Origin of the sequence: Viridibacillus sp. FSL H8-0110, assembly GCF_038003565.1 — a bacterium.
Lineage (GTDB): Bacteria > Bacillota > Bacilli > Bacillales_A > Planococcaceae > Viridibacillus > Viridibacillus arenosi.
The window spans coordinates 4,148,476-4,171,596 of sequence record NZ_JBBOPJ010000001.1 but is presented as its reverse complement, the minus strand read 5'-3'; the positions used below and the strand labels follow the sequence as shown (position 1 = coordinate 4,171,596).

At 34.8% G+C, this 23,121-nt stretch carries 25 protein-coding genes and 1 riboswitch; of the genes, 16 read left to right on the top strand and 9 right to left on the bottom strand.

The features are described from left to right. Window positions 1–22: 22 nt before the first annotated feature. From MHH98_RS20615 to MHH98_RS20605, 3 genes are all read left to right on the top strand, one after another. Window positions 23–1,267, top strand: coding sequence for an RNA-splicing ligase RtcB (locus tag MHH98_RS20615; RefSeq protein ID WP_038180688.1), 1,245 nt, complete (start codon window positions 23–25; stop codon window positions 1,265–1,267). Window positions 1,268–1,355: 88 nt separating this feature from the next. After that, on the top strand, window positions 1,356–1,970 hold the full coding sequence (locus MHH98_RS20610; protein ID WP_038180686.1) for a PH domain-containing protein: 615 nt from the start codon (window positions 1,356–1,358) through the stop codon (window positions 1,968–1,970). 142 nt (window positions 1,971–2,112) lie between these two features. Continuing rightward, complete coding sequence (locus MHH98_RS20605; RefSeq protein ID WP_038180684.1) at window positions 2,113–2,658, top strand: HPP family protein; 546 nt, start codon at window positions 2,113–2,115, stop codon at window positions 2,656–2,658. Between the two features lie 389 nt (window positions 2,659–3,047). Here MHH98_RS20605 and MHH98_RS20600 read toward each other — a convergent pair whose 3' ends face one another. Both MHH98_RS20600 and MHH98_RS20595 read right to left on the bottom strand, forming a co-directional pair. Further along, a complete protein-coding gene (locus MHH98_RS20600; protein WP_038180682.1) occupies window positions 3,048–3,530 on the bottom strand; it encodes a SepA family multidrug efflux transporter in 483 nt (160 codons plus the stop codon). 216 nt (window positions 3,531–3,746) lie between these two features. After that, window positions 3,747–4,043, bottom strand: a complete 297-nt coding sequence (locus tag MHH98_RS20595; protein WP_038180679.1) for a hypothetical protein — start codon at window positions 4,041–4,043, stop codon at window positions 3,747–3,749. A 221-nt stretch (window positions 4,044–4,264) separates the two neighbouring features. Between MHH98_RS20595 and MHH98_RS20590 the strand changes: the two genes are divergently transcribed. The 4 genes from MHH98_RS20590 to MHH98_RS20575 are packed head-to-tail and all read left to right on the top strand — an operon-like array spanning window position 4,265 to window position 6,628. Beyond that, window positions 4,265–4,678, top strand: a complete 414-nt coding sequence (locus MHH98_RS20590) for a BlaI/MecI/CopY family transcriptional regulator (RefSeq protein ID WP_038180676.1) — start codon at window positions 4,265–4,267, stop codon at window positions 4,676–4,678. A gap of 3 nt (window positions 4,679–4,681) precedes the next feature. After that, window positions 4,682–5,530, top strand: a complete 849-nt coding sequence (locus tag MHH98_RS20585; RefSeq protein ID WP_340709380.1) for a M56 family metallopeptidase — start codon at window positions 4,682–4,684, stop codon at window positions 5,528–5,530. Window positions 5,531–5,583: 53 nt separating this feature from the next. Beyond that, the gene (locus tag MHH98_RS20580) at window positions 5,584–6,234 is read left to right on the top strand and encodes a DsbA family protein (RefSeq protein ID WP_340709379.1); all 651 of its coding nucleotides are present in this window, start codon (window positions 5,584–5,586) and stop codon (window positions 6,232–6,234) included. Then, window positions 6,224–6,628 carry a disulfide oxidoreductase gene (locus tag MHH98_RS20575; RefSeq protein ID WP_038180669.1) on the top strand — a complete coding sequence of 135 codons (405 nt, stop codon included), beginning with the start codon at window positions 6,224–6,226 and terminating at the stop codon, window positions 6,626–6,628. The genes MHH98_RS20580 and MHH98_RS20575 overlap by 11 nt, the downstream gene beginning before the upstream one ends. Window positions 6,629–6,682: 54 nt before the next feature. Here the strand turns inward: MHH98_RS20575 and MHH98_RS20570 are convergent, their stop codons facing one another. The 5 genes from MHH98_RS20570 to MHH98_RS20550 all read right to left on the bottom strand — a co-directional run bounded on the left by MHH98_RS20570 (window position 6,683) and on the right by MHH98_RS20550 (window position 11,051). Next, window positions 6,683–7,438, bottom strand: coding sequence for an amino acid ABC transporter ATP-binding protein (locus MHH98_RS20570; RefSeq protein ID WP_038180666.1), 756 nt, complete (start codon window positions 7,436–7,438; stop codon window positions 6,683–6,685). A gap of 17 nt (window positions 7,439–7,455) precedes the next feature. Beyond that, complete coding sequence (locus MHH98_RS20565) at window positions 7,456–8,169, bottom strand: amino acid ABC transporter permease (protein ID WP_340709378.1); 714 nt, start codon at window positions 8,167–8,169, stop codon at window positions 7,456–7,458. Between the two features lie 12 nt (window positions 8,170–8,181). Then, window positions 8,182–8,889 (bottom strand): amino acid ABC transporter permease, encoded by a 708-nt coding sequence (locus tag MHH98_RS20560; protein ID WP_340709377.1) that lies wholly within the window; start codon window positions 8,887–8,889, stop codon window positions 8,182–8,184. A gap of 84 nt (window positions 8,890–8,973) precedes the next feature. Next, window positions 8,974–9,840, bottom strand: coding sequence for a transporter substrate-binding domain-containing protein (locus MHH98_RS20555; protein WP_038180659.1), 867 nt, complete (start codon window positions 9,838–9,840; stop codon window positions 8,974–8,976). A 35-nt stretch (window positions 9,841–9,875) separates the two neighbouring features. Then, window positions 9,876–11,051: an acyl-CoA dehydrogenase family protein gene (locus MHH98_RS20550; protein ID WP_340713455.1), complete on the bottom strand. Its 1,176-nt coding sequence runs from the start codon at window positions 11,049–11,051 to the stop codon at window positions 9,876–9,878. Window positions 11,052–11,162: 111 nt separating this feature from the next. Beyond that, window positions 11,163–11,265: riboswitch (SAM riboswitch) on the bottom strand. A 344-nt stretch (window positions 11,266–11,609) separates the two neighbouring features. Here MHH98_RS20550 and MHH98_RS20545 point away from each other — a divergent pair. From MHH98_RS20545 to MHH98_RS20530, 4 genes are read left to right on the top strand one after another with little or no spacing between them, the layout of a single operon-like run. Continuing rightward, the gene (locus tag MHH98_RS20545) at window positions 11,610–12,794 is read left to right on the top strand and encodes a betaine/proline/choline family ABC transporter ATP-binding protein (protein ID WP_038180654.1); all 1,185 of its coding nucleotides are present in this window, start codon (window positions 11,610–11,612) and stop codon (window positions 12,792–12,794) included. A 30-nt stretch (window positions 12,795–12,824) separates the two neighbouring features. Further along, window positions 12,825–13,460, top strand: a complete 636-nt coding sequence (locus MHH98_RS20540) for an ABC transporter permease (RefSeq protein WP_038180651.1) — start codon at window positions 12,825–12,827, stop codon at window positions 13,458–13,460. 15 nt (window positions 13,461–13,475) lie between these two features. Continuing rightward, a complete protein-coding gene (locus MHH98_RS20535; protein ID WP_340709375.1) occupies window positions 13,476–14,408 on the top strand; it encodes an osmoprotectant ABC transporter substrate-binding protein in 933 nt (310 codons plus the stop codon). Next, entirely contained in the window at window positions 14,401–15,096 is a 696-nt protein-coding gene (locus MHH98_RS20530; RefSeq protein WP_038180648.1) for an ABC transporter permease, read from the top strand. Before MHH98_RS20535 ends, MHH98_RS20530 begins: the two co-directional genes overlap by 8 nt. A gap of 47 nt (window positions 15,097–15,143) precedes the next feature. Here the strand turns inward: MHH98_RS20530 and MHH98_RS20525 are convergent, their stop codons facing one another. After that, the gene (locus tag MHH98_RS20525; RefSeq protein ID WP_038180645.1) at window positions 15,144–15,872 is read right to left on the bottom strand and encodes a hypothetical protein; all 729 of its coding nucleotides are present in this window, start codon (window positions 15,870–15,872) and stop codon (window positions 15,144–15,146) included. Next, window positions 15,865–17,202: an AAA family ATPase gene (locus tag MHH98_RS20520; protein WP_340713453.1), complete on the bottom strand. Its 1,338-nt coding sequence runs from the start codon at window positions 17,200–17,202 to the stop codon at window positions 15,865–15,867. The genes MHH98_RS20525 and MHH98_RS20520 overlap by 8 nt, the downstream gene beginning before the upstream one ends. A 477-nt stretch (window positions 17,203–17,679) precedes the next feature. On the opposite strand from MHH98_RS20520, the gene MHH98_RS20515 reads away from it, so the two are divergent. From MHH98_RS20515 to MHH98_RS20495, 5 genes are all read left to right on the top strand, one after another. Continuing rightward, window positions 17,680–18,699, top strand: a complete 1,020-nt coding sequence (locus MHH98_RS20515; protein WP_038180641.1) for a zinc-binding alcohol dehydrogenase family protein — start codon at window positions 17,680–17,682, stop codon at window positions 18,697–18,699. A 25-nt stretch (window positions 18,700–18,724) separates the two neighbouring features. Continuing rightward, window positions 18,725–19,801: a mannonate dehydratase gene (gene uxuA, locus MHH98_RS20510; RefSeq protein ID WP_038180638.1), complete on the top strand. Its 1,077-nt coding sequence runs from the start codon at window positions 18,725–18,727 to the stop codon at window positions 19,799–19,801. Further along, on the top strand, window positions 19,798–20,634 hold the full coding sequence (locus MHH98_RS20505) for an SDR family oxidoreductase (protein ID WP_038180636.1): 837 nt from the start codon (window positions 19,798–19,800) through the stop codon (window positions 20,632–20,634). Before uxuA ends, MHH98_RS20505 begins: the two co-directional genes overlap by 4 nt. 74 nt (window positions 20,635–20,708) lie before the next feature. Continuing rightward, a complete protein-coding gene (locus MHH98_RS20500; RefSeq protein ID WP_038180633.1) occupies window positions 20,709–21,959 on the top strand; it encodes an MFS transporter in 1,251 nt (416 codons plus the stop codon). A 142-nt stretch (window positions 21,960–22,101) separates the two neighbouring features. Further along, window positions 22,102–23,103 carry a substrate-binding domain-containing protein gene (locus tag MHH98_RS20495; protein WP_038180630.1) on the top strand — a complete coding sequence of 334 codons (1,002 nt, stop codon included), beginning with the start codon at window positions 22,102–22,104 and terminating at the stop codon, window positions 23,101–23,103. Window positions 23,104–23,121 lie beyond the last annotated feature (18 nt).

Sequence of the window (23,121 nt, the reverse complement as noted above, 5' to 3'; positions counted from 1 at the left end):
AAATTACAAGGAGATGACTAATTTGATTGAAATAAAGGGTTTGTATACAAATGCGAAAATATTTTCCCATATTAAACAGGACAAAGCAGTAGAACAAGTTCAAGAATTATGCGACCAACAATTTTTAAACGATGCGAAAATTCGTATTATGCCTGATTATCATGCTGGTAAAGGTTGTGTCATTGGTACAACTATCGTCTTAAAAGATAAAGTCGTTCCAAACCTAGTAGGAGTGGATGTTGGCTGCGGAGTACATGTGACAAAGATTGCACCAATCGACATCGACTTCCAAAAGCTTGATGATACTGTAAAACAATATGTTCCATCCGGCACCAATTTACATGATAACGACAGTATTCGATACGTCACAGGCAACTTCCCTAAAGCACAGCAATTTATAGCTTCTCATATTTTAAATGATGAAAGAAGTAAGCTTAGTCTCGGAACATTAGGTGGAGGTAATCATTTTATCGAAGTATCTCAAGATGAGGATGGCTACCTGTATCTATGCATTCATACAGGTAGCCGCTCAGTAGGTGCTAAAATAGCTACTTATTATCAAAAGATAGCATATGAAAAAATACAACACCGCGATGTATCAGGAATAGTAGCGGCTTTAAAAGAGCAAGGGCGCTTTCAAGAAATTCAACCTGCCCTTAAGAAATACCAAAAAGAAACACCACTTATTCCAAAGGAACTTGCTTATGTACAAGGTGAAGATTTTCAAAATTATATCCATGATATGAAGCTTGCACAGCAATACGCAAAAGAAAATCGTCGACAAATTGCGCGTTCTATTATTGAACATTTAGATCTTGAAAAGTATTTAGTTGAAGAATTTGATTCTATTCACAATTATATCGATACTGACAATATGATCTTAAGAAAAGGTGCCATTTCTGCGCAAAAGGGGGAACAGCTCATTATACCTATTAATATGCGTGACGGCTCCATTATCGCCTATGGGCAGGGAAATGAAGATTGGAACTATTCAGCCCCACACGGTGCAGGGCGTATTATGAGCCGTACTCAAGCGAATAAAAATTTAAATCTTGAAGAATATCAAAAAACAATGGCTGGTATTTGGACATCATCAGTTAATAAGGAAACGCTTGATGAAGCGCCAATGGCTTATAAACCAATGGAAGAAATTCTTGAAAATGTCCGTAATACTGTTGATGTCAAAACTATCATTAAGCCTGTTTATAACTTTAAAGCGAGTGAGAATGAGTGGCCATCTTATCGCCGTAAGAAACGTTCTAAATAATTTTTGATCAGAAATGGAACTTGTCCTAATGTTACTTCGTATATAGAGAAGATAGAATAAAATCTTAACATTAGTGGAGGAACAAAATATGCTTAAAAAATTTGCCTCAGATGCACTAGGTCTTTCTGATATTGGGATTGTTGTACCAAAAGAAAATTTCGACAAAACAGAAGCCGACGATTTCGTTCTACACGAATCAGGTGAAGTTGTTTACTTCCTAATCAAAACGAAAGCAGACGAATATTGTTTCACAAATAAAGCACTGATACACGTAGACGGTGAAAATGCGATTAGTAAAAAGCGTCTATTAAAGCGCTATGACTATCAACATAGCACAATTACAGATGTTATGTTAGAAACTGCAGGCACAATCGATCTAGATATCGAAATTAAATTCACTATTAACAATATTCCAATGTCCATCGATATTCACAAAAAATTCGACACAGAAATTAAAGATTTATATAAAGCACTTCATGCAATTTCAGTAGAAATGAAAAACAACACACAATACTTTGAAATAGCTCAAAACAGCTTAACGTATGCAGCAGAGTCAATCGGCAAAGTAGAGAGTAATGTAGTAACACCGGCTCAATCATTTGAACAAATTGCTCGCTTCGCTAACGATTGGGTTCTTCAAAACAAAAAGCAATATGTTAAAGAAGATTACAGAGAAATATTTGAGTTATATATTAATCACTAATAAAAAAGAAGTTATCCACTTTAGTGGATAACTTCTTTTTTAGTGACTAGTAAAAGCATTTCTAGCAATATAATTTAAATATTAAGACTCCTTAATTATTCACTTAGTTGTAGTAAAGTAAATAAATCAGGAGGGAAACAACGTGTCACAAAATGCATCACCAAAACAAAAATCAAAAACGCTATCGTACATCGCTAAAATGAGAGGTAAAGGCAATTCACCGCTGAAAACAAATTGGAAAGATATACTGACAGCTTTAATTGGTTGTTATATCACGATCTTTGTTCTCCTTGAACTAACGAAAATGACTAATACGCTATGGTTTATGGCACCTTTTGGTTCAAGTTGTTTATTAGCCTTTGCTTTTTGGAACGGACCACTATCACAGCCACGTAATATTATTGGAAGTCATGTATTAACAAGTGCAGTTGGTATCATTATACTAAACCTTTTTGGTAACGAGCCTTGGGCAATTGCTCTAGCAGTAGCGTTAGCTATAGCACTTATTATGATTACTAAGACAACACATCCACCAGCAGGAGCCAATCCAGTTATAATAATGCTGGGTAACTACAGCTGGCATTATATCATTACTCCTGTATTAATAGGTTCACTAATAATTGTTATTTTCGCACTCATAATAAATAACATGAGAAGCACAAGAAGATATCCAACTTTCTGGTGGTGACAAAATCTACCCAAAATTGGTTAATAATTTTTAGATTAAAACAGCTAACTTAGAAGTGCCTGTTTTAATTTATAAAATTATTGTTCACAGTGAATCATTTTATAGTTAGTGAATTATTTAGGTATTTATATGAAAAATCCGACATCGCTAAGTTATTGGCAGGTTGTAGGATTTTTTATTTAAATGAATGAAAAAAAAGAGCACCTAACCGAGTGTTAGAAGCTCAAAAACAAGTTTATACTCACATGAAGTTCGAACTTTACCGAATTAAAAAACGATAAAATTACCGAACGATTGAAATCTTATCAAATTTTAGTGATTGAGTCAAGCTTTGGATATGTTAGGTTTCTAAAAATAAAAGAGCTTCTATTAAAGAAGCTCTAACTACATCACTCATTTTTTTTAGCTTGCTCTGGTTTTTCATAACTAAATACGGCCACAATAATATATAAAAGTACAAATATAATAATAGAACCAGTCCATGTTACATCAATTCGACTAAAGCTCATTACTAATAAACTTTTAAAAAGGATAGCACAAACAGTAGTTTGTATGGCATAACTAATAACTGCTACCGGTTTTGACCAAAGTAGATTAAAACTCGCAACGACAAATAAATTTATGAAGTCCACCAAGAACATCATTGCGGCAATCAATATTAAAAACCATCCGTAATATAATCCATTTCTATACCACTGTTCGTAAATTTGTATAGATGCTAAATCATACTTAGCCAATAAATTATACAAACCAAAAAATCCGAAGAGCGGTACAGTCACTACTAAAAAAAGTCCAAGAATTAATATAAATATCAAAATCAGAAGTGCTGACCATCCAGATACACGGATTTTTATTTTTTTATTTTTAAACATAAAACCCTTCTTCACCTACTCATGACGCAACTTATGCGCCTCTCTTTAACCCCAAATTAATACTCTCTATTCATTTCATACCTTTCATTATAAATCAGGAATGCTTACAATGCACCTGAATGCTATATCAGAGTATTAGAAGATAATAGAAAGTGGCTAGTGAGCGATGGAATAGCACAGAGGTAAAAGAACTATTAGCTACTTATAAAAAAATCTTCATCCACGTATTCTTTTATACGTTTGAATAAATTGAGTTGGATCCACTTCGATTTCGAACATGAATACTCCTTGGTTTGTATGCAAATAAAATAATCCGGACCCACTAGAGAAAGGTTTATATGACATGTCATGAACATGTTCTAACTTAAAGATTTTTTTGGCAGTTGAAACTGAATCGGTATACAAGTGTATGTGGTGAGTAGTACGTTGTGTTGTTTGTTCAAACCAACCTGTAATCCGCTCTACTAAATGATATTTGATGGCGCATATAGCTGTGTTATTTTGTTGAGTCATGACGATACCTCCAATCATAAGATGCCCATGATAGAAAAACTATACGCATATCTTAACAGTTTTCTAATTAAAGAATGTTATTTGAACCCTCAAATTTAATGAATTCATAATATATTTAATAATTAAAGATGATAAATGATGTTAATAAATAGTATTTGGTTAACAATTCTTGACTGGAAATAGACGTAACACTACAATGAGTAATGTGAGGTGAACAAGTCGTGAGGATTCGAAAATTCAAAATGAACGAAAGTGGGTTAAATCGTTTTTTTGGCCCTCTAGAAGCAAAGATTATGGACATTTTATGGAACGATGTAGAAATGACCATCAAAGATGTTCAACAAACACTTGATCAAGAAAAGTTGACGAACTTTAACACAGTCATGACAGTCATGAATCGATTAGTAGACAAGGGAATTCTTCAAAAGAGAACAGAAGGTAGATCGTCTTTGTATAAGCCAGTTCTCTCGAGAGATGACTTTTTGAATACACAATCTAAAGAAATGACTAATGAGCTAATTGACGAGTTTGGTAATGTTGTAGTTAGCCATATGCTTGATGCATTAGAAGATGTCGATGATGATCTTGTAGCTATGCTTGAGAAAAAAATTAAAGAACTGAAAAAGGACATGTAACGTATGTACAAACGTCACTCGTCTATCACCCTCATCGTATCACTCATTATTTCGGGAATTATTTTTTTAGAAATGGGTTTATATTTCGTAGCAAAGATAGCTGGTTGGACTGTTCAATACAATCTTGTAGCCGTCTGTCATAGCTGGATGAGGATAGCAGGATTGTCTTCACTGGACTATATACTTGATATACTGGTCGGCTATACACTGATTTTGACTATATGGAAAATAGGATCTCAATTCTATCATGCTATTCGTATGAAAAAGAGATTTAAGCAATATAGAGAGAATATGCTTACACTCAATATGAATTGTATATATAGCCAAGGTAAAGAGGTATTGCTTGTCATTTCTCATCCTACACCATTAGCACTTACTATTGGGTTTATAAGACCAAAGATCGTCTTATCAACAGGTTTGATGAATCTTATATCTGACGAAGAGTTAGAAGCGGTTATTTCACACGAGATGTACCATAAGGAAAATCGAGATCCACTTAAAATCTTTTTAATGGAACTCTGTTCATCTACAATGTGGTATATTCCGATTTTAGATTGGTGTAATCAGAAATATAAAATCATGAAAGAATTACTAGCAGATGAATATGCTATTGAAAAACAGCAGACATCTGTCCACTTGGGTAGTGCCTTGTTGAAGATGTTAAAAGTAAGTAAGTATGAAAAAATGCCTTTTTCTTATGCATCATTTGCAGATACATCTGTTAACTATCGAATTGGCTTTATTTTAGATCCGTTAAGAGAAATTCAATGGAATTTACCAGTGAAAATGTTAGTAATCTCTTTAGCAGTTTTTAGCTTTATTTGTTCTTTATTTATTTACGCCTTGGCGTAAATTTTTTACCCCAATACACTACGTAATGTAGTCTTGATTAGGAGTGCTTATTAATGTCTAAGAAAATATTTTGGTTTGTAGGTATAGTAGTAGTTTGTATCGTAGGTATTATTTTTTTAACGAATTCTGCAGAAAAATCGGCAGAAATTGATTATAAAGGGCAACCGTTTTTAGGTGAAGCATCAGCACCCGTAGATATTGTTGAATTTGGTGATTATAAATGCCCAAGTTGTAAAGACTTCAATGATCGACTGTTTCCTATTATTAATAAAGACCTTGTTGAAACAGGGAAAGCCAAGTTTTACTTTGTGAATTATTCTTTTATTAATGTCGATTCCAATCGTTCAGCCAAATTTGCCGAAACGGTCTATAAAGAATTGGGAAATGAGAAGTTTTGGGCTTTCCATGAACTAATGTTCAGTAAACAACCAACAGATTTATCTTATGAAAAAGTAGATTTATATACTGAGGACTTTTTAGAAGATGCATTATCTGAAATAGCCACTGAGAAAGAAACTAAAAAGGTAATGAAAGCTTTTGGTGAAAATGCGGGACAAGAAGCATGGGATAAAGATATGCAAATGGCAAAAAATCTCGGTGTCCAATCAACACCAACTATCTATATTGATGGCAAGCAATTCACTGGAAACACATACGATGATTTTGTGAAAATGGTAGAAGAGGCGACTGCTAATGGTAAATAAAGCACTCCTCTTTGGCTGGATAACGTCGATTATAGCCATGATGGGTAGTTTGTTTTTTAGTGAAAAAATGGGTTTTATCCCATGTACACTTTGTTGGTATCAGCGTATATTAATGTACCCACTTGTCTTTTTCTTAGGGATGGCATTTTATAGGAATGATAAAGCGATTTATAAATATGTGCTTCCAATGTCGACTTTTGGGATGCTTCTCTCTGGCTATCATTATGCATTACAAAAGATACCATCCATGCATGAGTTCAGTACATGCACAAATGGAGTACCTTGCTCAGGGCAATATATTAATTGGTTTGGCTTTGTAACGATTCCATTTTTATCTTTTATCGGTTTTACATTGATTACAATTTCGATGTTAGTACTATGGAAACGTAAATAAATAAATTAGAAAACGCCCACCTCTTATAAAACTTAGAGGTGGGCGTTTTTTAATTTAAATAAAGAATGAATAATCTTCAGGTAGCACACGTTTTAAAAATTTCTTCGTACGTTCTTCTTTAGGTTTAACGAAAATTTCATGAGGATTACCTTCCTCAACGACAACGCCACCATCCATAAAGATAACGCGGTTAGCTACATCTTTAGCAAAGGACATCTCATGAGTAACTACAAGCATTGTTGTACCTTCATTGGCGATATTCTTCATAACAGCTAGTACTTCACCAACAAGCTCTGGATCTAGAGCAGATGTAGGTTCATCAAAAAGAATAATATCAGGATTCAAAGCAACTGCACGTGCAATACCAACTCGTTGTTGTTGTCCACCTGACAGTTGGCTTGGATAAGCATCATATTTGTCGGTAAGACCAACTTTACTTAAAGCTTTTTTACCGATTTCAATAGCTTCATTTTTTGGCACTTTACGTCCAATAATAAGGCCTTCTATGACGTTTTCAAGTGCAGTTTTATTGTTAAATAGGTTGTAGTTTTGAAAGACAAATGCAATTTTCTGTCGAATAGCATGAATATCTTTTTTCTTTGCATCATGTAAATCTACATCAATTTCTCCGAAAGTAGCATGACCTTGATCTGCCTTTTCTAAAAAGTTAAGGCAACGGAGTAAAGTCGTTTTACCGGAACCACTAGGACCTAAGATGACGACAACATCCCCCTTATCAATGGATAAGTCGACACCTTTTAATATTTCATTATTGCCAAATGATTTATGCACATTTTTAATATTTAACATATTATCACACCCCAGTTTTAAGCATTTGCTAATTTATATTTCCGTAAGTGTTTTTCATACAATTTAAATCCATATTCGACAACACTACATAAGATTAAGTACACGATGAATATATCTATATATGCTTCAACATAGTTATAACCTACGTTTGCAGCAACCTTAGCTTTCAATGTGATTTCCTGTAAAGACATTGCGTAACCAAGGGAAGTAGCTTTGATGAGGTTGACGGTTGCTGTACAAATATTCGGTAGTGCTACCACAAGTGCTTGTGGAATGATGATGCGTCGGTATGCTTGATAAGTCGTTAAGCCTACCGAATGTGCAGCTTCTAACTGTCCTTTGTTGACTGTGCTCAGTGCAGAACGGAAAATCTCGATTAAAATGGCAGTAGTGCTAAATGAAAAGACGATAAAGGCGTACCAAATTGGATGGATTTTATAGACATCAATAGCAATATCATATTTTTTAAATAGTGCGGTTAAAATTAATGGAACGCTACTATAGACGATGAAGATTTGAATAATAATAGGTGTACCTCGTACAAAAGATACGTACACTTGAGTTAAACGTTGTATAAAAGGTATTCGATAAATACGTGTTAAAGCGAGTGAAAACGCAAGAGGTATAGCAATCAGTAAAGAAACAATAGTCACGAGTAGGGCCACTGGTACGCCAGACAATGCGACGAAAAATGTATCAATCAAAAATTTATAATTTAATCCTTCAGACATGCGCGTACCTCCTTATGTTGTCTCCAAAGTTTTTTTACCTTTACTAAAGAATTTCTCTAGAATTGAGAAGAATTTTTCGATGATCAATGACAATACCCAGTAGATGATTGCTAAAGCGATAAAAATTTCGAGAGCATGTGCATTTATATTGCTGGCGATAATGAGATTAGCTTTTCCAACGACATCAATAAGCCCGATAGTATAAGCAAGTGCACCTTCTTGTAATAAGGCAATCATACCGTTACCAAGATTGGGGAGTGCTACAACTAAAGCTTGTGGAAAAATAATACGAAGATAGGCCTGAAAAGGTGTTAGGCCTACACTAACAGCTGCTTCGTATTGGCCCTTGTCAATTGAACCGTAAGAAGAACGAATTACTTCTGACATAATGGCTGCAAATTGTAGTGTGAAAGTTACGATAACAAATATGGCTGTATCAATATCATGCAAATTGAGGCCGAAATTTTCAGCTAATGCAGGTACACCATAATAAACGAGAAATAGTAAGACGATTGAAGGTGTACAACGCATGATAGTTGTATAGCCGTTTGCAAGTTTTTGAGCAATTCTACTGCTACTCAGTTTGGCTATCGCAAGTAATAAACCGAAAAAAGAACCTAGTAAAATGGACAGACCTGCTATCATAAATGTCACCTTTAGAAAGGGGAGTAAAATAGGGAGTGACTCCCAGATGTAAGATGCATCAAAATATTTTTCCATATGCTCACCATTTTCGTTTTGTATTGGAAAGGCTGTTGAGTGTAATGACTCAACAGCCTAAGGACGTTACGTATGCATAAGCAATTAACGCTCCACTTGCTCAAGTACTTCAAATAAATCACGGTCGTAGAATTTTTTGCTTAGTTCATTTGTTTTTTGTTCTTCTTTAATTTGTTTTATAGCTTTGTCGTATGCATCTGCAAATTTCTGTTCTTTTTTGTTGTATAGTGGCCATGTTTTAATTACTGCAAATTCATTGTACACAATGTCATTTTCTAATTTATGATAAGCACCGTCTTTGGCTGTAACTTGTTGGTTAAAAGGACCTTCAATCATTACACCACCATCTACTCGACCTTCATTGACCCATTGAACAATATCGATAGTGAAAGCATCTCCAGCTTTTAGTTTTACTTTGTTATCTGGATTTTTTTTGTTGTATTCATCGATGACTGTATATTGAGCATTATTCGCAGCGATTGGTGCTAGAGAGTAACCTGCTGATGCAAAGTCTTTTAACGATTTAATATTTTCATCCTCTTTACGTAATACTAAACCTGCACTACTTAAGCCAAGGAACTCTTTAGGGTAGATGAATTTTTCTGTACGCTCTTCTGTGAAGAAGGCATTTTTGACACCGACTTGGTATTTACCTTGTTCGACACCAATCAATAGGTCGTCACTAGTCGTGCCTACATATTCAAATTTATAGTCTGGTAATAATTCATCTACTAGCTTCATCACTTCTACATCGTATCCAGTTGGATTACCTTGGTCGTCAATATATGAAATTGGCTTACTCGCTTGGTCAAAGGCAACTTTCACGGTACGTACTTTAGAGGAATTTCCTTTATCTTTAGAATCGGATGCTTCACTTGTAGAGCAACCAGCTAAAATTGCTATTGAAGTAATACCGACTGCTGCAAATTTTAATAGTTTTTTACTGAACATATCTTAAAACCCCTTTTAAGTTAATTTTTTTATTATTAATTCACAATCGAATTCTTTTTCTTTTCTTCTTCAATAGCTGTTAATGCTAATTTTGTTATAGTCATATCATCCATTGGAGGATTGTGTAGACCCGCACGGACATTCCGGTAATATCGTTGTAATGGATTAGCGTTTTGTAAACTTTTTGCACCTACTACTCTCATAGCTTTATCAACGATATCAATGGCTGCATTAGTCACTGTATGTTTGGCAACGGCAATTTCATTGCTCAATGAGTCTCTTCGTTTTGGGTCGTCATAAGCTTCTGCTGTACCATATAAGACAAATCTAGATTGCTGAAGTTTTAACTCAATTTCACCTAATTGATGCTGCACATTTGGTAATGAGCTGATCGGTGCATTTAAGCTATTTGGTTGATGATGATTTGCGAAGTGAACCGCATAATCACGAGCTGCTTGTGCTATGCCTAAATATGTTGCAGGAATATGCAACAACCAGCCGTTGATTTTACCTCCGCTTGGATGATTTGGTAATTCGACTAAATCCGAGTCACTTACTTTAACATTTTGTAATATTAAGTCGTGACTTGATGTGCCGCGCATCGACATAACATCCCACGTTTCTTCAATAGATACCCCTGCTGTATCTTTATGAATTAAAAAGAACCCGACTTGTTGTTTTTCTTCAATCCAAGCAGAAGTTAAAAAATAATCTAAAACAGGGGAAGCCGTTGTGAAAATTTTGCGTCCATTTATAAGCCACCCTATTTCAGAACGAACTGCAGTTGTTCCAGGACGCCCGCCTCGAGTGGGGCTGCCAGTGCGTGCCTCACTTACAGAACGATTCACAATGGCGCCATTTTGTACTTTGTTTGCAAAAAAATTAAGCTTGTCATCTGACCACAATTTCTCCTGATACAATTCACCCACAACTCCTAAAGTCCAGCCCATTGAAAGTGAAGTATTCTCATCGTAGCTTGCAAGTGTTTCTTGTAGAAGGACCATATCGTAAACTGAAAATCCTTCGCCACCAAATTCTTTCGGCAAAGTGATTGCAGGATAGCCAATTTCGCGTAGCAGGCTAAAGCTCTCTTTAGGAAAGATAGATAATTCATCTACAGTTGCGGCGCTACCTGTAATTTGGTCTTGAAGCAACGCTAGCTTATCTAACCATTGTCGTTGTAGCTCTGTTCTTATAAATATCTCTTTCATAATAAATCCCCTCGTCTTTTCTAAGTTTATAATTCTTATAGAATTACTATGTATTGAAGGTATAAAAAATCCCCCATTTATAATAGAGGGAGCTTAAATGTTGTGTATGCACCCTTATCTGTCAAGATTTCTCTTGCTGGAAGTAGCACCATTCTGTTATACAGTGGTTGCTGAAGCTTCATCGGACCAGTCCCTTAGCTTCTCATGATAAGTAATATTCTATTGTTTCAATTATCTTACTTTTTCTAAAGATGAAAGTCAATATGAAAAACAAAGTATTTTTGTAGGGATTAAAAGTTATAGAAAAGAACCTAAGATTACAATTTAAAATGAGATAAATTCTATTGGATATAAATGAAGGATTTTAATTATCAATGATCAGTAGATTGCAAGGAATCAAAGCATTTGACGTATTGAAACAAGCACATTCATACAGTTGGAAATTGTGATGAATTATACAATCAAGTAAATATTTTCAATATTTTTATTTTTTGAGGTTTAATGTCTATCGATAGTGGGTAAAAGAACTTAGGTTATAAAATTTGAGGGGGAATACTTATGCTAAAGATAGAGAATTTATCGAAAGTTTATAGGGGTGGAAAGAAAGCCGTTGATGATATGAATATTGAAATAGAACGCGGTGAATTTGTCGCCTTTATCGGTACAAGTGGAAGTGGGAAAACGACTGCCATGCGTATGATTAATAGAATGATAGAACCAACCAAAGGCACCATATACTTAGAAGGGGAAGATTTAGCGAAAAAGAACCCCGTAGCACTTCGTAGGAGTATTGGATATGTTATTCAACAAATCGGTCTTATGCCACATATGACCATTCGTGAAAATATTACGCTTGTACCTAAATTGTTAAAATGGACAAAAGAAAAGAAAGATCAAACAGCAGAACGCCTCATTGAACTTGTTAATTTACCTCAAAGCTATCTCGATCTATATCCCGCGCAATTATCTGGTGGTCAACAACAGCGTATCGGCGTGCTCCGGGCATTAGCCGCAGACCAAGACATTATCTTAATGGACGAACCATTCGGCGCATTAGACCCTATTACTCGTGACACGCTACAAGACTTGATGAAAGATTTACAGCAACGTCTTGGTAAAACAGTAATTTTCGTCACGCACGATATGGACGAAGCGATTAAATTGGCAGATCGTATTTGCATAATGCATAGTGGCCAAGTTATCCAATTTGATACTCCTGACAATATCCTATCTAACCCTGCTAACGAATTTGTTCGTGAATTTATTGGCTCTCACCGTTTAATGCAAGAAAAACCAAGTGCAAAAATTGTTGATGATGTAATGATTAAACCAATCTCTATAACGTTAGAAAAAAGTATTAATGATGCTTTTCGTTTGATGGTGACAAAGCGTGTCGACACATTATTTGTTGTTGATGGACAAAATCATTTGAAAGGTTATATCGATGTTGAGGGATTAACTACGGCACGACATACCACTTCTAGCATTTCTGAAGCAGTAGAAAAAGACGTCTTTTATGTACGAAATGGTACAAAATTACAAGATTCAGTGCGTCGTATTTTAAAGCGGAATTTAAAACACATTCCTGTTGTAGATGAAGAGCATCGTTTAATTGGACTTGTTACTCGTGCAAATATTGTGGATATGGTATACGACACTATTTGGGGTGATGAGGAAATAAATGAGGATGCAAATGGTATTAATCCAGAGCAACAAAGTGAATCTAATAAACAACTTAACTGAATATTAACTAAATAGAAAGGACGTGAGTAGATGATTGATTTTATAACACAAAACGGCGGAGATATTGTGCAAAAAACATGGGAACATTTTTATATATCTGCTATAGCTTTAATTTTAGGTATAGTCGTTGCAGTTCCTTTAGGTATTTTATTATCAAAACTACAGAGAACCGCTAAAATCGTTTTAGGTATTACAAGTGTTTTACAAACGCTGCCGTCATTAGCTATTTTAGCAATTATGATTCCATTCTTAGGAGTCGGGAAAATCCCTGCAATTATTGCTCTATTTATCTACACACTATTACCTATTTTAAATAATACTTATATTGGTATGAATTCTGTGAATTCAGGTCTGAAATCAGCAGGAATTAGTATGGGAATGACAAAAATACAATCCATCGGGATGGTGGAACTGCCATTAGCTATCCCTGTCATTATGTCTGGGATTCGCTTATCTGCAGTGTACGCAATCTCATGGGCAACGTTAGCATCTTACATAGGAGCAGGTGGCTTAGGTGATTTTATTTTTAATGGACTGAACCTTTATCAACCTGAATTTATTATTGGCGGCGCTGTATTAGTAACTATTTTGGCCTTAATTACTGACTTTATATTATCTAAAGTAGAAAAGTGGGCTACACCAAGAGGTTTAAAAATTGAACGTTAGGAGGGGAACATGCTTATGAAATATAAACAAATAATTACCATTGGCTTGATTATGACGGTGTTAATTTTATCTGCTTGTTCACTAACCGGTTCAAGTGATGATAATGACGTGAAAATTGCTTCAATGACAACGACAGAAAGTAAGATTATGGCTAATATGCTGAAATTAATGATTGAACATGAAACAGATGAAAAGGTAGAACTGATTAATAATTTAGGATCAAGTGTCGTGCTGCATCAAGCAATGATTAACGGCGATGCAAATATTTCTTCAACACGTTATACAGGAACAGACCTTACTGGGGCTTTAAAAGAAGATCCTGTTAAAGATCCTAAAAAAGCGATGGATACTGTACAAAAAATATTCCAAGAGCGCTATGATCAAACATTTTTCGACACATATGGTTTTGCAAATACGTATGCATTTATGGTCACACGTGAAATGGCTGAAAAGCATCATTTGAAAAAAGTGAGTGACTTAAAAGGCATCGCAAAAGATTTACAGGCAGGCGTCGACAACTCATGGGTCAATCGTGTAGGGGATGGCTATAAAGACTTTGTGAAAACGTATGGTTTTGATTTTAAAGACGTGTATCCTATGCAGATTGGGCTTGTCTACGATGCTGTAGAAGCAGGCAAAATGGATGTTATTCTTGGCTATACAACAGATGGTCGTATTGCAAGTTATGATCTTGTTGTATTAGAGGATGACCGACAATTCTTCCCACCGTATGATGCGAGTACTCTTGCAGTAAATGAATTATTAGAAGCAAAACCAAAAGTAAAAGAAGCGATTGAAAAATTAATAGGTAAAATTTCAACAGAGCAAATGCAAAAGCTTAACTATGAAGCTGATAACAATCTAGTTGAACCAGCTATTGTGGCCGAAAAATTTTTAGAAGAACATAATTATTTTGAAGATGCAGAAGGAGGGAAAAAGGATGACTGATTTAAATACATTCCAACAATTCTTTTACTACTTCTCTGAAAATGGTTCTTATGTATTCGAGCAATTTATAACACATTTTCTTATCTCAATTTACGGTGTAATCTTAGCAGCCATCGTCGGTATTCCACTAGGCGTACTAATTTCGAAATACGCTAAATTATCAGGGTTTATCATTACGATAGCGAATATTATACAGACTATACCAGCGCTTGCATTACTAGCGATTCTTATGCTAGGTATGGGGCTTGGAAAAACGACAGTAATTATCACGGTATTCCTATATTCATTACTGCCGATTATTAAAAACACATATACAGGTATTAATAATATTAATAAGGATCTTACCGATTCCGGTAGAGGGATGGGAATGACACGCATTCAAGTGCTGTATATGATTGAGTTACCACTCTCACTCTCTGTAATTATTGCAGGAATTCGTATAGCCCTTGTTGTTGCTATCGGTATTACAGCAATTGGTGCTTTCATTGGAGCAGGTGGACTTGGGGATATTATCATTCGTGGTACAAATGCTACGGATGGTACAGCGATTATTCTAGCAGGTGCCATTCCAACAGCACTGATGGCTATCATTACAGATTTGATACTTGGTTTCATAGAGCGTAAATTGGATCCAGTAAAGCGTCATAAAAATTTGACGACACCAACAGTACAAAGTTTGAATGAGTAAAGTAAAAGCCTTGAAACCAAAATTAATCGGTTTCAAGGCTTTTATTGTTACTCGTTAATCATTTTCATATAATCGAACATTAGAGATACATTAGTAAATCTTTCCAAAGAGGCAAGGTCAGCAGATATGCTTTGCCAACTTTCCAAATACTTTTCTTCTAATGTCATACTAGTTGAAATGGGTAAAAAATTAGAAAGAAACTCTTCTATTGGCTTTTGTTCATTTTCTAAAAACTCCTCAACCTCACGTACTTTATAACGTGTTTCTGGATTGGCTTCGTTAAACAAAATATGTTCAAGTGCTCTTGAAAAATAATAAATTTGATAATTTACCTTGCCAGATAAAATGGTATTGAGTGTCCGCATGGTATGAATGTTTTTGCTTTTTAATTTGTTTCTTTCAATAATTTTACTTTGTTGATTACTATTTGGCACGCTGATTGTTGTAGCGTTATAAAGTGTTAATCTATCTTGGTTTTCATCAATAATTACGGCCGATTCGCCGATGAAGCAGCCGTCTGTATCGGCTATTTGGATAATTGCCAATAAATCTGTAGGGCCTAATTTCATTTTATTAATATAGCTTTTAACACGATCTCCAATTAAGTTTTTTATATTGGAGTTCTTTTGATTTAAATCCCCCAAAATATCCCCTTTAATAATGTCGAATCTAATTTCATTATTATTAAATAATGTACGTATTCGATCGTATAATAAAGCTTCTTCACAGGCACCTTCTACTAGTAACAAGACAACTTTTTTCGCTTTTTTACTCATTAATAATAGCCGCTTTTCTAAATGCTCTCTTCATATCATAGGCATTCGTTTCTTTATAAATTGCTTCGTCTTGACCACCTAACTGTATTGCACGTAAATAAACATCCCTAGGATTATTAAGCTTTTTAACACCTTTTAATTGCATATAACGATTCTCTTCATTGGTAGTAGTGAACCATAAATTATGAATTGGTAGTACTTCAAGGATACGTAAGTTATGAGAAGTGAATATCAATTGGCCTGCTCCATTCTCATGGATAATTTCAAGTAATTCACCTAATAAGTATTCAAATACACCAGCATCTAATTCATCAATAATAACGCATGCATTAGGATTGTTATAAACAGCAATGAGTGTACTTAAGATAGAAATTATTTTCAATGTACCCTCGGATTCACATTTCAAAGGTAGCTCGATGTCGCCTTTTCGAGAAAGAAATTCAACGAGCACACCATCAGATCCGTCATTCAATTTTTGTGTATGAAGAACATGAATTTTAATCTGTAAACCAGGAATAAGCATTTTAAGGACAATGTTCGTTTGTTCTATTAATTCTTTCATTGCATTGAACATGTCTTTTGGCAGTAAAGTAGTATCTTCTAATTTGGAGGGAATCACGCCACGTTTATTTTCGAGATGTATATTAAAAGGCATCGTAATATTAGAGATTAAATTGCCAAACTGCGTATTATCAATGATATGCAAATCTCTTTTGAAGTCAAAAATAATATTTTGAATGAGTGCCATTTCCACTTCATCTAAATAATTGGGAAGAATATTTCTAACTTCTTTTCTGAAAATGAAAGAAGAATGATTTTCTTTAGAAAGGTGGTTTGCTACTAATACTTTAACTCGATCATTTTGGTTTAAAGAGGTGAGATTGGTAGTGCGGATAGTAACTTCTTCTCCGTTTTTTGAGAGTATATTTTTAAAGCGTTTACCTCGTTTATTTTCTCGATAACTTAAGCTTTCTGCCATCACATTTAACCTTTGTTCACCAATCACAAGAGAAACAGCGTATTTTAAGAAATACTCGCCAAATTTATTTTTGATGATGAATTGGAAATTTAGTTGTAAAGATGATTCACCGTAGTATATATGTAGATGATGAACATGAGGAAGTTTTTTATAGATTCCACCATCTAAGAGTGCCGATAAAATTTGAAATGCCTGTACAACTGCAGTCTTACCTGAACCATTTTGACCATAGAATCCAATAACATTAGCCTCTTCTAATTTGTCAAAATTTGTATCGATGTGGAATGTTCCATATTTTACGTTTTTTAGGTTGTTTAATGTAACATCTAGAACTTTAATAATCGGTTTCATGTACTTCCTCCTAAAAACGAACTGTTTATATTATTTAGATAAAGGATAAAAAATATACTAATTTTAATTATAAACTCGAAGTTGTTATGTGTCATTTATTGTTAATAATAGTATTTTTGTTACATAAAAGATGGGTTGATCATTGACATACTACATTAGTAATCTCTCTATTTATTTATCAAATTGTTAAATTTACCCTATTTAAAATAGTGAAAATATAAACAAAATTGTCTCAATTAATAATTGATTTTGAAAAATATATCCTTTATAATTTCACTAAACCGATTTAGTAACTATATTTTATAAATACTAAACCGATTTATTGTTTATAAATACCTAAATTAGCTACATAGGACAACAAAATTCTACAAATGAAAAAATTTTTGATCTAAATAGGTAATGTGTAATCTATGAATTTGCATCTAAATTAGAAAGACTGCTTATAACTATAAGTTTCTAAAAGAAAGGATGTTAAAAATGAAAGCGCTTCAAGTATTAGGGCCATATGAGCTGGTTATGAAAGATATGGAAAAACCACAAGTAAGCGAAGGTACAGATGTACTTGTGAAAGTTAAGCGTGTAGGGATATGCGGGTCAGATATGCATATTTATCATGGGACAAATCCACTTGCTACTTTACCAAGAGTTGTTGGTCATGAGGTAACAGGAGAAGTAGTAGAAATCGCTTCTGAAGTAACAAATTTAAAAGTAGGAGACCATGTCGTTGTAGAACCAATTAGTTACTGTGGGAAATGTTATGCGTGTCGTAAAGGTCAACCTAATGTATGTGAGCAATTGTCTGTTTTCGGTGTTCATGAAGACGGAGGTATGCGTGAGTGGATCGTACTTCCGGAGAAGCAACTTCATGTAGTAGATTCTGCATTACCATGGGAAGAAGTCGTGTTGGCGGAACCATATACAATTGGTGCACAAGCTGTTTGGAGAGGCGGAGTAGAAAAGGGAGATACCGTTTTAATCCAAGGAGCCGGTCCAATTGGAATTTGTATTTTGAAACTAGCAAAAATTCAAGGTGCTAAAGTTTTCATTACAGATTTAAGTGAAGAACGACTTGCTTATGCAAAACAATTAGGGGCAGATGAAGTCATACAAGTAGGCTCAGAAGATGTGAAGGAACGTGTAATGGCAATAACAGACGGTGAAGGAGCAAATATTGTGATTGATGCAGTATGTTTACCTTCAACTTTCGAGTTATCATTTGAAGTAGTGTCTGCTGCAGGTAACATAGTCGTGTTAGGATTTGATGAGCGTCCAGCGGCTATTTCGCAATTACCAATTACGAAAAAGCAAATTACAGTAACTGGATCACGTTTACAAACCTACCAATTCCCTAAAATTGTTCAATTATTGAATGAAGGAAAGTTACGTCATGATGGGTTAATTACACATACATTTACAGTTGATCAAGTTCAAGAGGCTTTTGACTTTATTGAAAAACATCCAGATCAAGTTAGAAAAGCTATTATCACATTTGAGTAAAAAGAAAAAATGTCGGAGGTGCTATATGAATATTACATTTAGATGGTATGGACGAGGTAATGACACAGTTACTTTAGAGCAAGTGAAGCAAATCCCAGGTGTACAGGGAATTGTTTGGGCATTACATCAAAAACCGGTTGGTGAAGTTTGGGGAAAAGAAGAGATTCAGAGTGAAGTAGATTATATTCAAAGCTTTGGATTCCACACAGCTGTAGTGGAAAGTGTGAATGTCCATGAATCAATTAAATTAGGTAATGCTGAACGCGATCAGTATATCGAAAATTATAAACAAACAATACGTAATCTTGCAGCAGTTGGAGTTAATACAATTTGTTATAACTTCATGCCGATTTTCGACTGGACACGTACAGAAATGTTCCATCCTTTAGAAGATGGCTCAACAGCATTATTTTTTGAAAAAGCAAAAGTGGAAAATTTAGATCCAAAAGAACTTATTAATACAGTAGCTTCAGCGTCAGATTTAACACTTCCAGGTTGGGAGCCAGAAAAAATGGCGAAGATTTCTGAACTATTCGAAGCGTATAAAGAAATCGACGAACAACGATTGTGGGAAAATCTGGGATATTTCTTGGAAGCAATTTTACCAGTGGCCGAAGAGTGCAATGTTAAAATGGCAATTCATCCGGATGATCCACCATATTCAATCTTTGGATTACCTCGTATTATCACAGGTGCCCAAAGCTATGAAAAATTAATCGAAATTTCAGACTCACCTTCAAATGCCTTTACATTCTGCTCTGGTTCAATGGGAGCTAGTCCTGAAAATGATATGGTGGAAATTGCAGAAAAATATGCATATCGTTCCCCATTTGCTCATATTCGTAACGTGAAAATCTATGACAATGGTGACTTTGTTGAAACATCGCACTATACACAAGATGGTTCAATAGATGTCAAAGGTATTGTAAATGTATTACATAAACAAGATTATACAGGTTATGTAAGACCAGACCACGGCCGTCATATTTGGGGAGAAAAATGTAGACCTGGTTACGGTTTATATGACCGTGCATTAGGAATTATGTATTTACTTGGCCTTTGGGATGCGTACAAAACAATTGAAGAAGGTAATACGAGATGATACCAATTCATGAAAATCTAACTGGTAGAGTTGCTGTAATTACGGGTGGGAGCGGTGTTTTATGCTCCCGCATGGCAATAGAGTTAGCTCGTCACGGGATGAAAATAGCCATTTTGAATAGAACAGCTGCAAAGGGACAAGTCATTGTAGATGAAATTGTATCAGCAGGTGGAACGGCTATTTCAGTTGTAACAGATGTCCTAAGTCGCGATGAGTTAGTGCTAGCAAAAGAACAAGTTTTGAAGCAATTTGGTCGTATCGATTTGTTGATTAACGGTGCAGGCGGAAATGATGCCGATGCTATAACATCAACTGAAATTTATGAAGAAGAAACAGAGGGGAAAAGTTTCTTTGATTTAAAAGAAGAAGGATTTTATAAAGTCTTTTCTAGCAATTTCACAGGAAGCTTTTTGGCTAGTCAAGTATTCGGGGAAGTACTTTTAAAAAGTGAATCACCTTCGATTATTAATATTTCGTCTATGAGCGCTTACTCTCCAATGACTAAAGTGCCAGCTTATAGTGCTGCAAAAGCGTCTATTAATAATTTTACTCAATGGATGGCCGTTCATTTCGCTGAAGCAGGATTACGTGTAAATGCAATTGCCCCAGGTTTTTTCCTAACAAAACAAAATCATAATTTATTGGTCAACGAAGAGGGCGGCTATACACCACGCTCTAAAAAAATATTAACGGCGACTCCGATGAAACGTTTCGGTCAGCCAGAAGATTTGCTTGGAACATTATTATGGCTCTCTGATGAAGCTTATTCAGGTTTTGTAACAGGAATAACAGTACCGGTAGATGGTGGTTTTATTGCTTACTCAGGAGTTTAAGGGAAACGTGAATTTTGTGCGATATTACTAAATCGGTTTATTACGTTTAATAAAATGACAATTGGGGTGATTTTATGTTTTCACAAGGCAGAGGCGTTGTAATAGCATTTTTATTTTTAGCTGGTGTGATTAACTATCTTGATCGTTCTGCACTATCAATTGCAGCACCGTTCATTAAAGATGATTTATCGTTAACTGCAACGCAAATGGGGATTATTTTCAGTAGTTTCTCTGTTGGATATGCGTTATTCAACTTTTTCGGGGGTATGGCTTCAGATAAATTTGGGGCAAAAATGACGCTTTTTGTAGCAATGATTGTTTGGTCATTATTTAGTGGTGCGTTAGTTTTAGCAGTTGGATTTGTTAGTATGATCGTTATTCGCGTGTTGTTTGGTATGGGAGAAGGTCCGTTATCAGCCACCATTAATAAGATGGTCAATAACTGGTTTCCGCCGAACCAACGTGCTTCCGTTGTCGGATTAACAAATAGTGGTACCCCACTTGGCGGAGCAATTTCAGGACCAATTGTTGGTTATATTGCAATAGCATATGGTTGGAGAATTTCATTTATCGCAATTATGATCATTGGTTTAATCTGGGCGGCTTTCTGGTGGAAATTTGTGAAGGAAAAACCAGAAAAAGCTGGTGACAAAGATCAAAAAGAAGATATGAATTTAATAAAAGAAAGCAAATTAAAATTCACCTTCTATATTAAACAAAAAACAGTCTTATTTACTGCCTTTGCATTTTTCGCTTATAACTATATTTTATTTTTCTTCTTAACATGGTTCCCGAGCTATTTAGTAAGTGCACGTGGATTGAGTGTTAAGGATATGAGTATTATTACAGTTATTCCTTGGGTTTTAGGTTTTATTGGTCTTGCAATGGGTGGTTTTGTTTCAGACTTTATTTATAAAAAGTTTTTACAAAAAGGTGTTTTGTTCTCTCGTAAATTAATACTTGTGTCATGTTTATTCCTTTCGGCATTATGTATTGGATTTGCTGGATTAGTAACAACGACTGTAAGTGCAGTTGCTTTAGTAGCAGCATCTGTATTCTTCTTATACTTAACTGGTGCAATTTATTGGGCAATTATCAATGATGTAGTAGATCAAAGTAATGTAGGTTCAGTAGGAGGTTTCATGCACTTCTTAGCAAATACTGCAGGGATTATTGGACCAACTTTAACAGGTTATCTTGTAGATACTACAGGAACATATACAGCAGCATTCCTATTAGCAGGGGGCTTAGCAATAGTTGCTTCACTAGCAGTTATTCGTTTCGTCAAACCTATTATTAAGCCAAATGAAGAGACAGTAGCTTAAGTTAAATAAGATATCTTCATACATAGGGAATTATTTTTCACTTCTTGTCTTCAATAAATTGTAAAAATTGTGCTAGAAGTGAAAATGCCCTATAATTTTAATAAATAACTAAACCGATTTATTAAAAATGGAGAGATGACAAATGGAACGAGTAACAATGGCGGATGTCGCCAACAAAGCGAATGTCTCGAAAAGTACGGTATCACAGTATATTAACAACCGTTTTGAATATATGAGTTTGGAAACAAAGAAAAGAATTGAATGTGCCATTGATGAGTTGAATTATCAACCAAACATAATCGCACGGAGTTTAAAACAGAAAAAGACATATACAATCGGTGTCATTGTTGCGAACATCTTGCACACATTTTCAACACAAGTTATTCGTGCAATTGAAGATGAATGCCAGCTCAAAAATGTAAATGTCATAGTTTGTAATGCAGATGATCAACCTTCAAAAGAAAGAAAGTATATTGAAACACTAAGAGCGAAACAAGTGGATGGATTAATAATTTTCCCGACAGGCGGCAACTTAGACTTATATAAGAAGTTAGAGAAAAGTGGTTATCCCCTCGTTTTTGTAGATAGATCTGTAGAAAATACGGACATAACTTCGGTGTTATTAGATAACGAGAAAGCCTCTTTTCTTGCTGTTGATCATTTAGTGAAAAAAGGATATCGAAATATAGCATTTTTAACAACTTCTATTGAAATGAATATTACCCCTCGTATAGAGCGGATGAACGGATTTAAAAAAGCGTTGCAAAAGCACAATTTGCCACTTTTAGAACAGTTTTGTGCAGGTGAGCAAATTCATAAAATGCAGGAGAAAATACATTTTATGTTTTCACAAGATGAAGTGCCAGATGCAATTATTTGTGGGAATGACCTGACATTACTTGAAGTTTTGAAGTTTTGCCGAAAAAAATCGTTAATAATTCCAACAGATATCGCTTTGGTAAGTATAGATGAAGTTAGCTTTTCAGAGATATACAATCCTCCAATCACAGTTGTAACACAGCCATCTTATGAGATTGGTACTTATGCAGCAAAGCAGTTATTAAAAAAAGCAGATGATCATGAAAAAACGGAAGAAACTATTATCCGTTTTGAACCACAATTAGTAGAACGTTCTTCAACTTAAAAACAAAAAGAATGGGAG

Excerpts from the sequence above, each read along its gene's own strand:
- MHH98_RS20505 (WP_038180636.1), top strand. The coding sequence starts at position 19,798 with ATGATACCAATTCATGAAAATCTAACTGGTAGAGTTGCTGTAATTACG.
- MHH98_RS20575 (WP_038180669.1), top strand. The coding sequence starts at position 6,224 with ATGGTAAATAAAGCACTCCTCTTTGGCTGGATAACGTCGATTATAGCC.
- MHH98_RS20600 (WP_038180682.1), bottom strand. The coding sequence starts at position 3,530 with ATGTTTAAAAATAAAAAAATAAAAATCCGTGTATCTGGATGGTCAGCA.
- MHH98_RS20550 (WP_340713455.1), bottom strand. The coding sequence starts at position 11,051 with ATGAAAGAGATATTTATAAGAACAGAGCTACAACGACAATGGTTAGAT.
- MHH98_RS20495 (WP_038180630.1), top strand. The coding sequence starts at position 22,102 with ATGGAACGAGTAACAATGGCGGATGTCGCCAACAAAGCGAATGTCTCG.
- MHH98_RS20610 (WP_038180686.1), top strand. The coding sequence starts at position 1,356 with ATGCTTAAAAAATTTGCCTCAGATGCACTAGGTCTTTCTGATATTGGG.
- MHH98_RS20545 (WP_038180654.1), top strand. The coding sequence starts at position 11,610 with ATGCTAAAGATAGAGAATTTATCGAAAGTTTATAGGGGTGGAAAGAAA.
- MHH98_RS20535 (WP_340709375.1), top strand. The coding sequence starts at position 13,476 with ATGAAATATAAACAAATAATTACCATTGGCTTGATTATGACGGTGTTA.
- MHH98_RS20595 (WP_038180679.1), bottom strand. The coding sequence starts at position 4,043 with ATGACTCAACAAAATAACACAGCTATATGCGCCATCAAATATCATTTA.
- MHH98_RS20500 (WP_038180633.1), top strand. The coding sequence starts at position 20,709 with ATGTTTTCACAAGGCAGAGGCGTTGTAATAGCATTTTTATTTTTAGCT.
- MHH98_RS20560 (WP_340709377.1), bottom strand. The coding sequence starts at position 8,889 with ATGGAAAAATATTTTGATGCATCTTACATCTGGGAGTCACTCCCTATT.
- MHH98_RS20585 (WP_340709380.1), top strand. The coding sequence starts at position 4,682 with ATGTACAAACGTCACTCGTCTATCACCCTCATCGTATCACTCATTATT.
- MHH98_RS20515 (WP_038180641.1), top strand. The coding sequence starts at position 17,680 with ATGAAAGCGCTTCAAGTATTAGGGCCATATGAGCTGGTTATGAAAGAT.
- MHH98_RS20565 (WP_340709378.1), bottom strand. The coding sequence starts at position 8,169 with ATGTCTGAAGGATTAAATTATAAATTTTTGATTGATACATTTTTCGTC.
- MHH98_RS20570 (WP_038180666.1), bottom strand. The coding sequence starts at position 7,438 with ATGTTAAATATTAAAAATGTGCATAAATCATTTGGCAATAATGAAATA.
- MHH98_RS20540 (WP_038180651.1), top strand. The coding sequence starts at position 12,825 with ATGATTGATTTTATAACACAAAACGGCGGAGATATTGTGCAAAAAACA.
- MHH98_RS20525 (WP_038180645.1), bottom strand. The coding sequence starts at position 15,872 with ATGAGTAAAAAAGCGAAAAAAGTTGTCTTGTTACTAGTAGAAGGTGCC.
- MHH98_RS20555 (WP_038180659.1), bottom strand. The coding sequence starts at position 9,840 with ATGTTCAGTAAAAAACTATTAAAATTTGCAGCAGTCGGTATTACTTCA.
- MHH98_RS20530 (WP_038180648.1), top strand. The coding sequence starts at position 14,401 with ATGACTGATTTAAATACATTCCAACAATTCTTTTACTACTTCTCTGAA.
- MHH98_RS20580 (WP_340709379.1), top strand. The coding sequence starts at position 5,584 with ATGTCTAAGAAAATATTTTGGTTTGTAGGTATAGTAGTAGTTTGTATC.
- uxuA (WP_038180638.1), top strand. The coding sequence starts at position 18,725 with ATGAATATTACATTTAGATGGTATGGACGAGGTAATGACACAGTTACT.
- MHH98_RS20520 (WP_340713453.1), bottom strand. The coding sequence starts at position 17,202 with ATGAAACCGATTATTAAAGTTCTAGATGTTACATTAAACAACCTAAAA.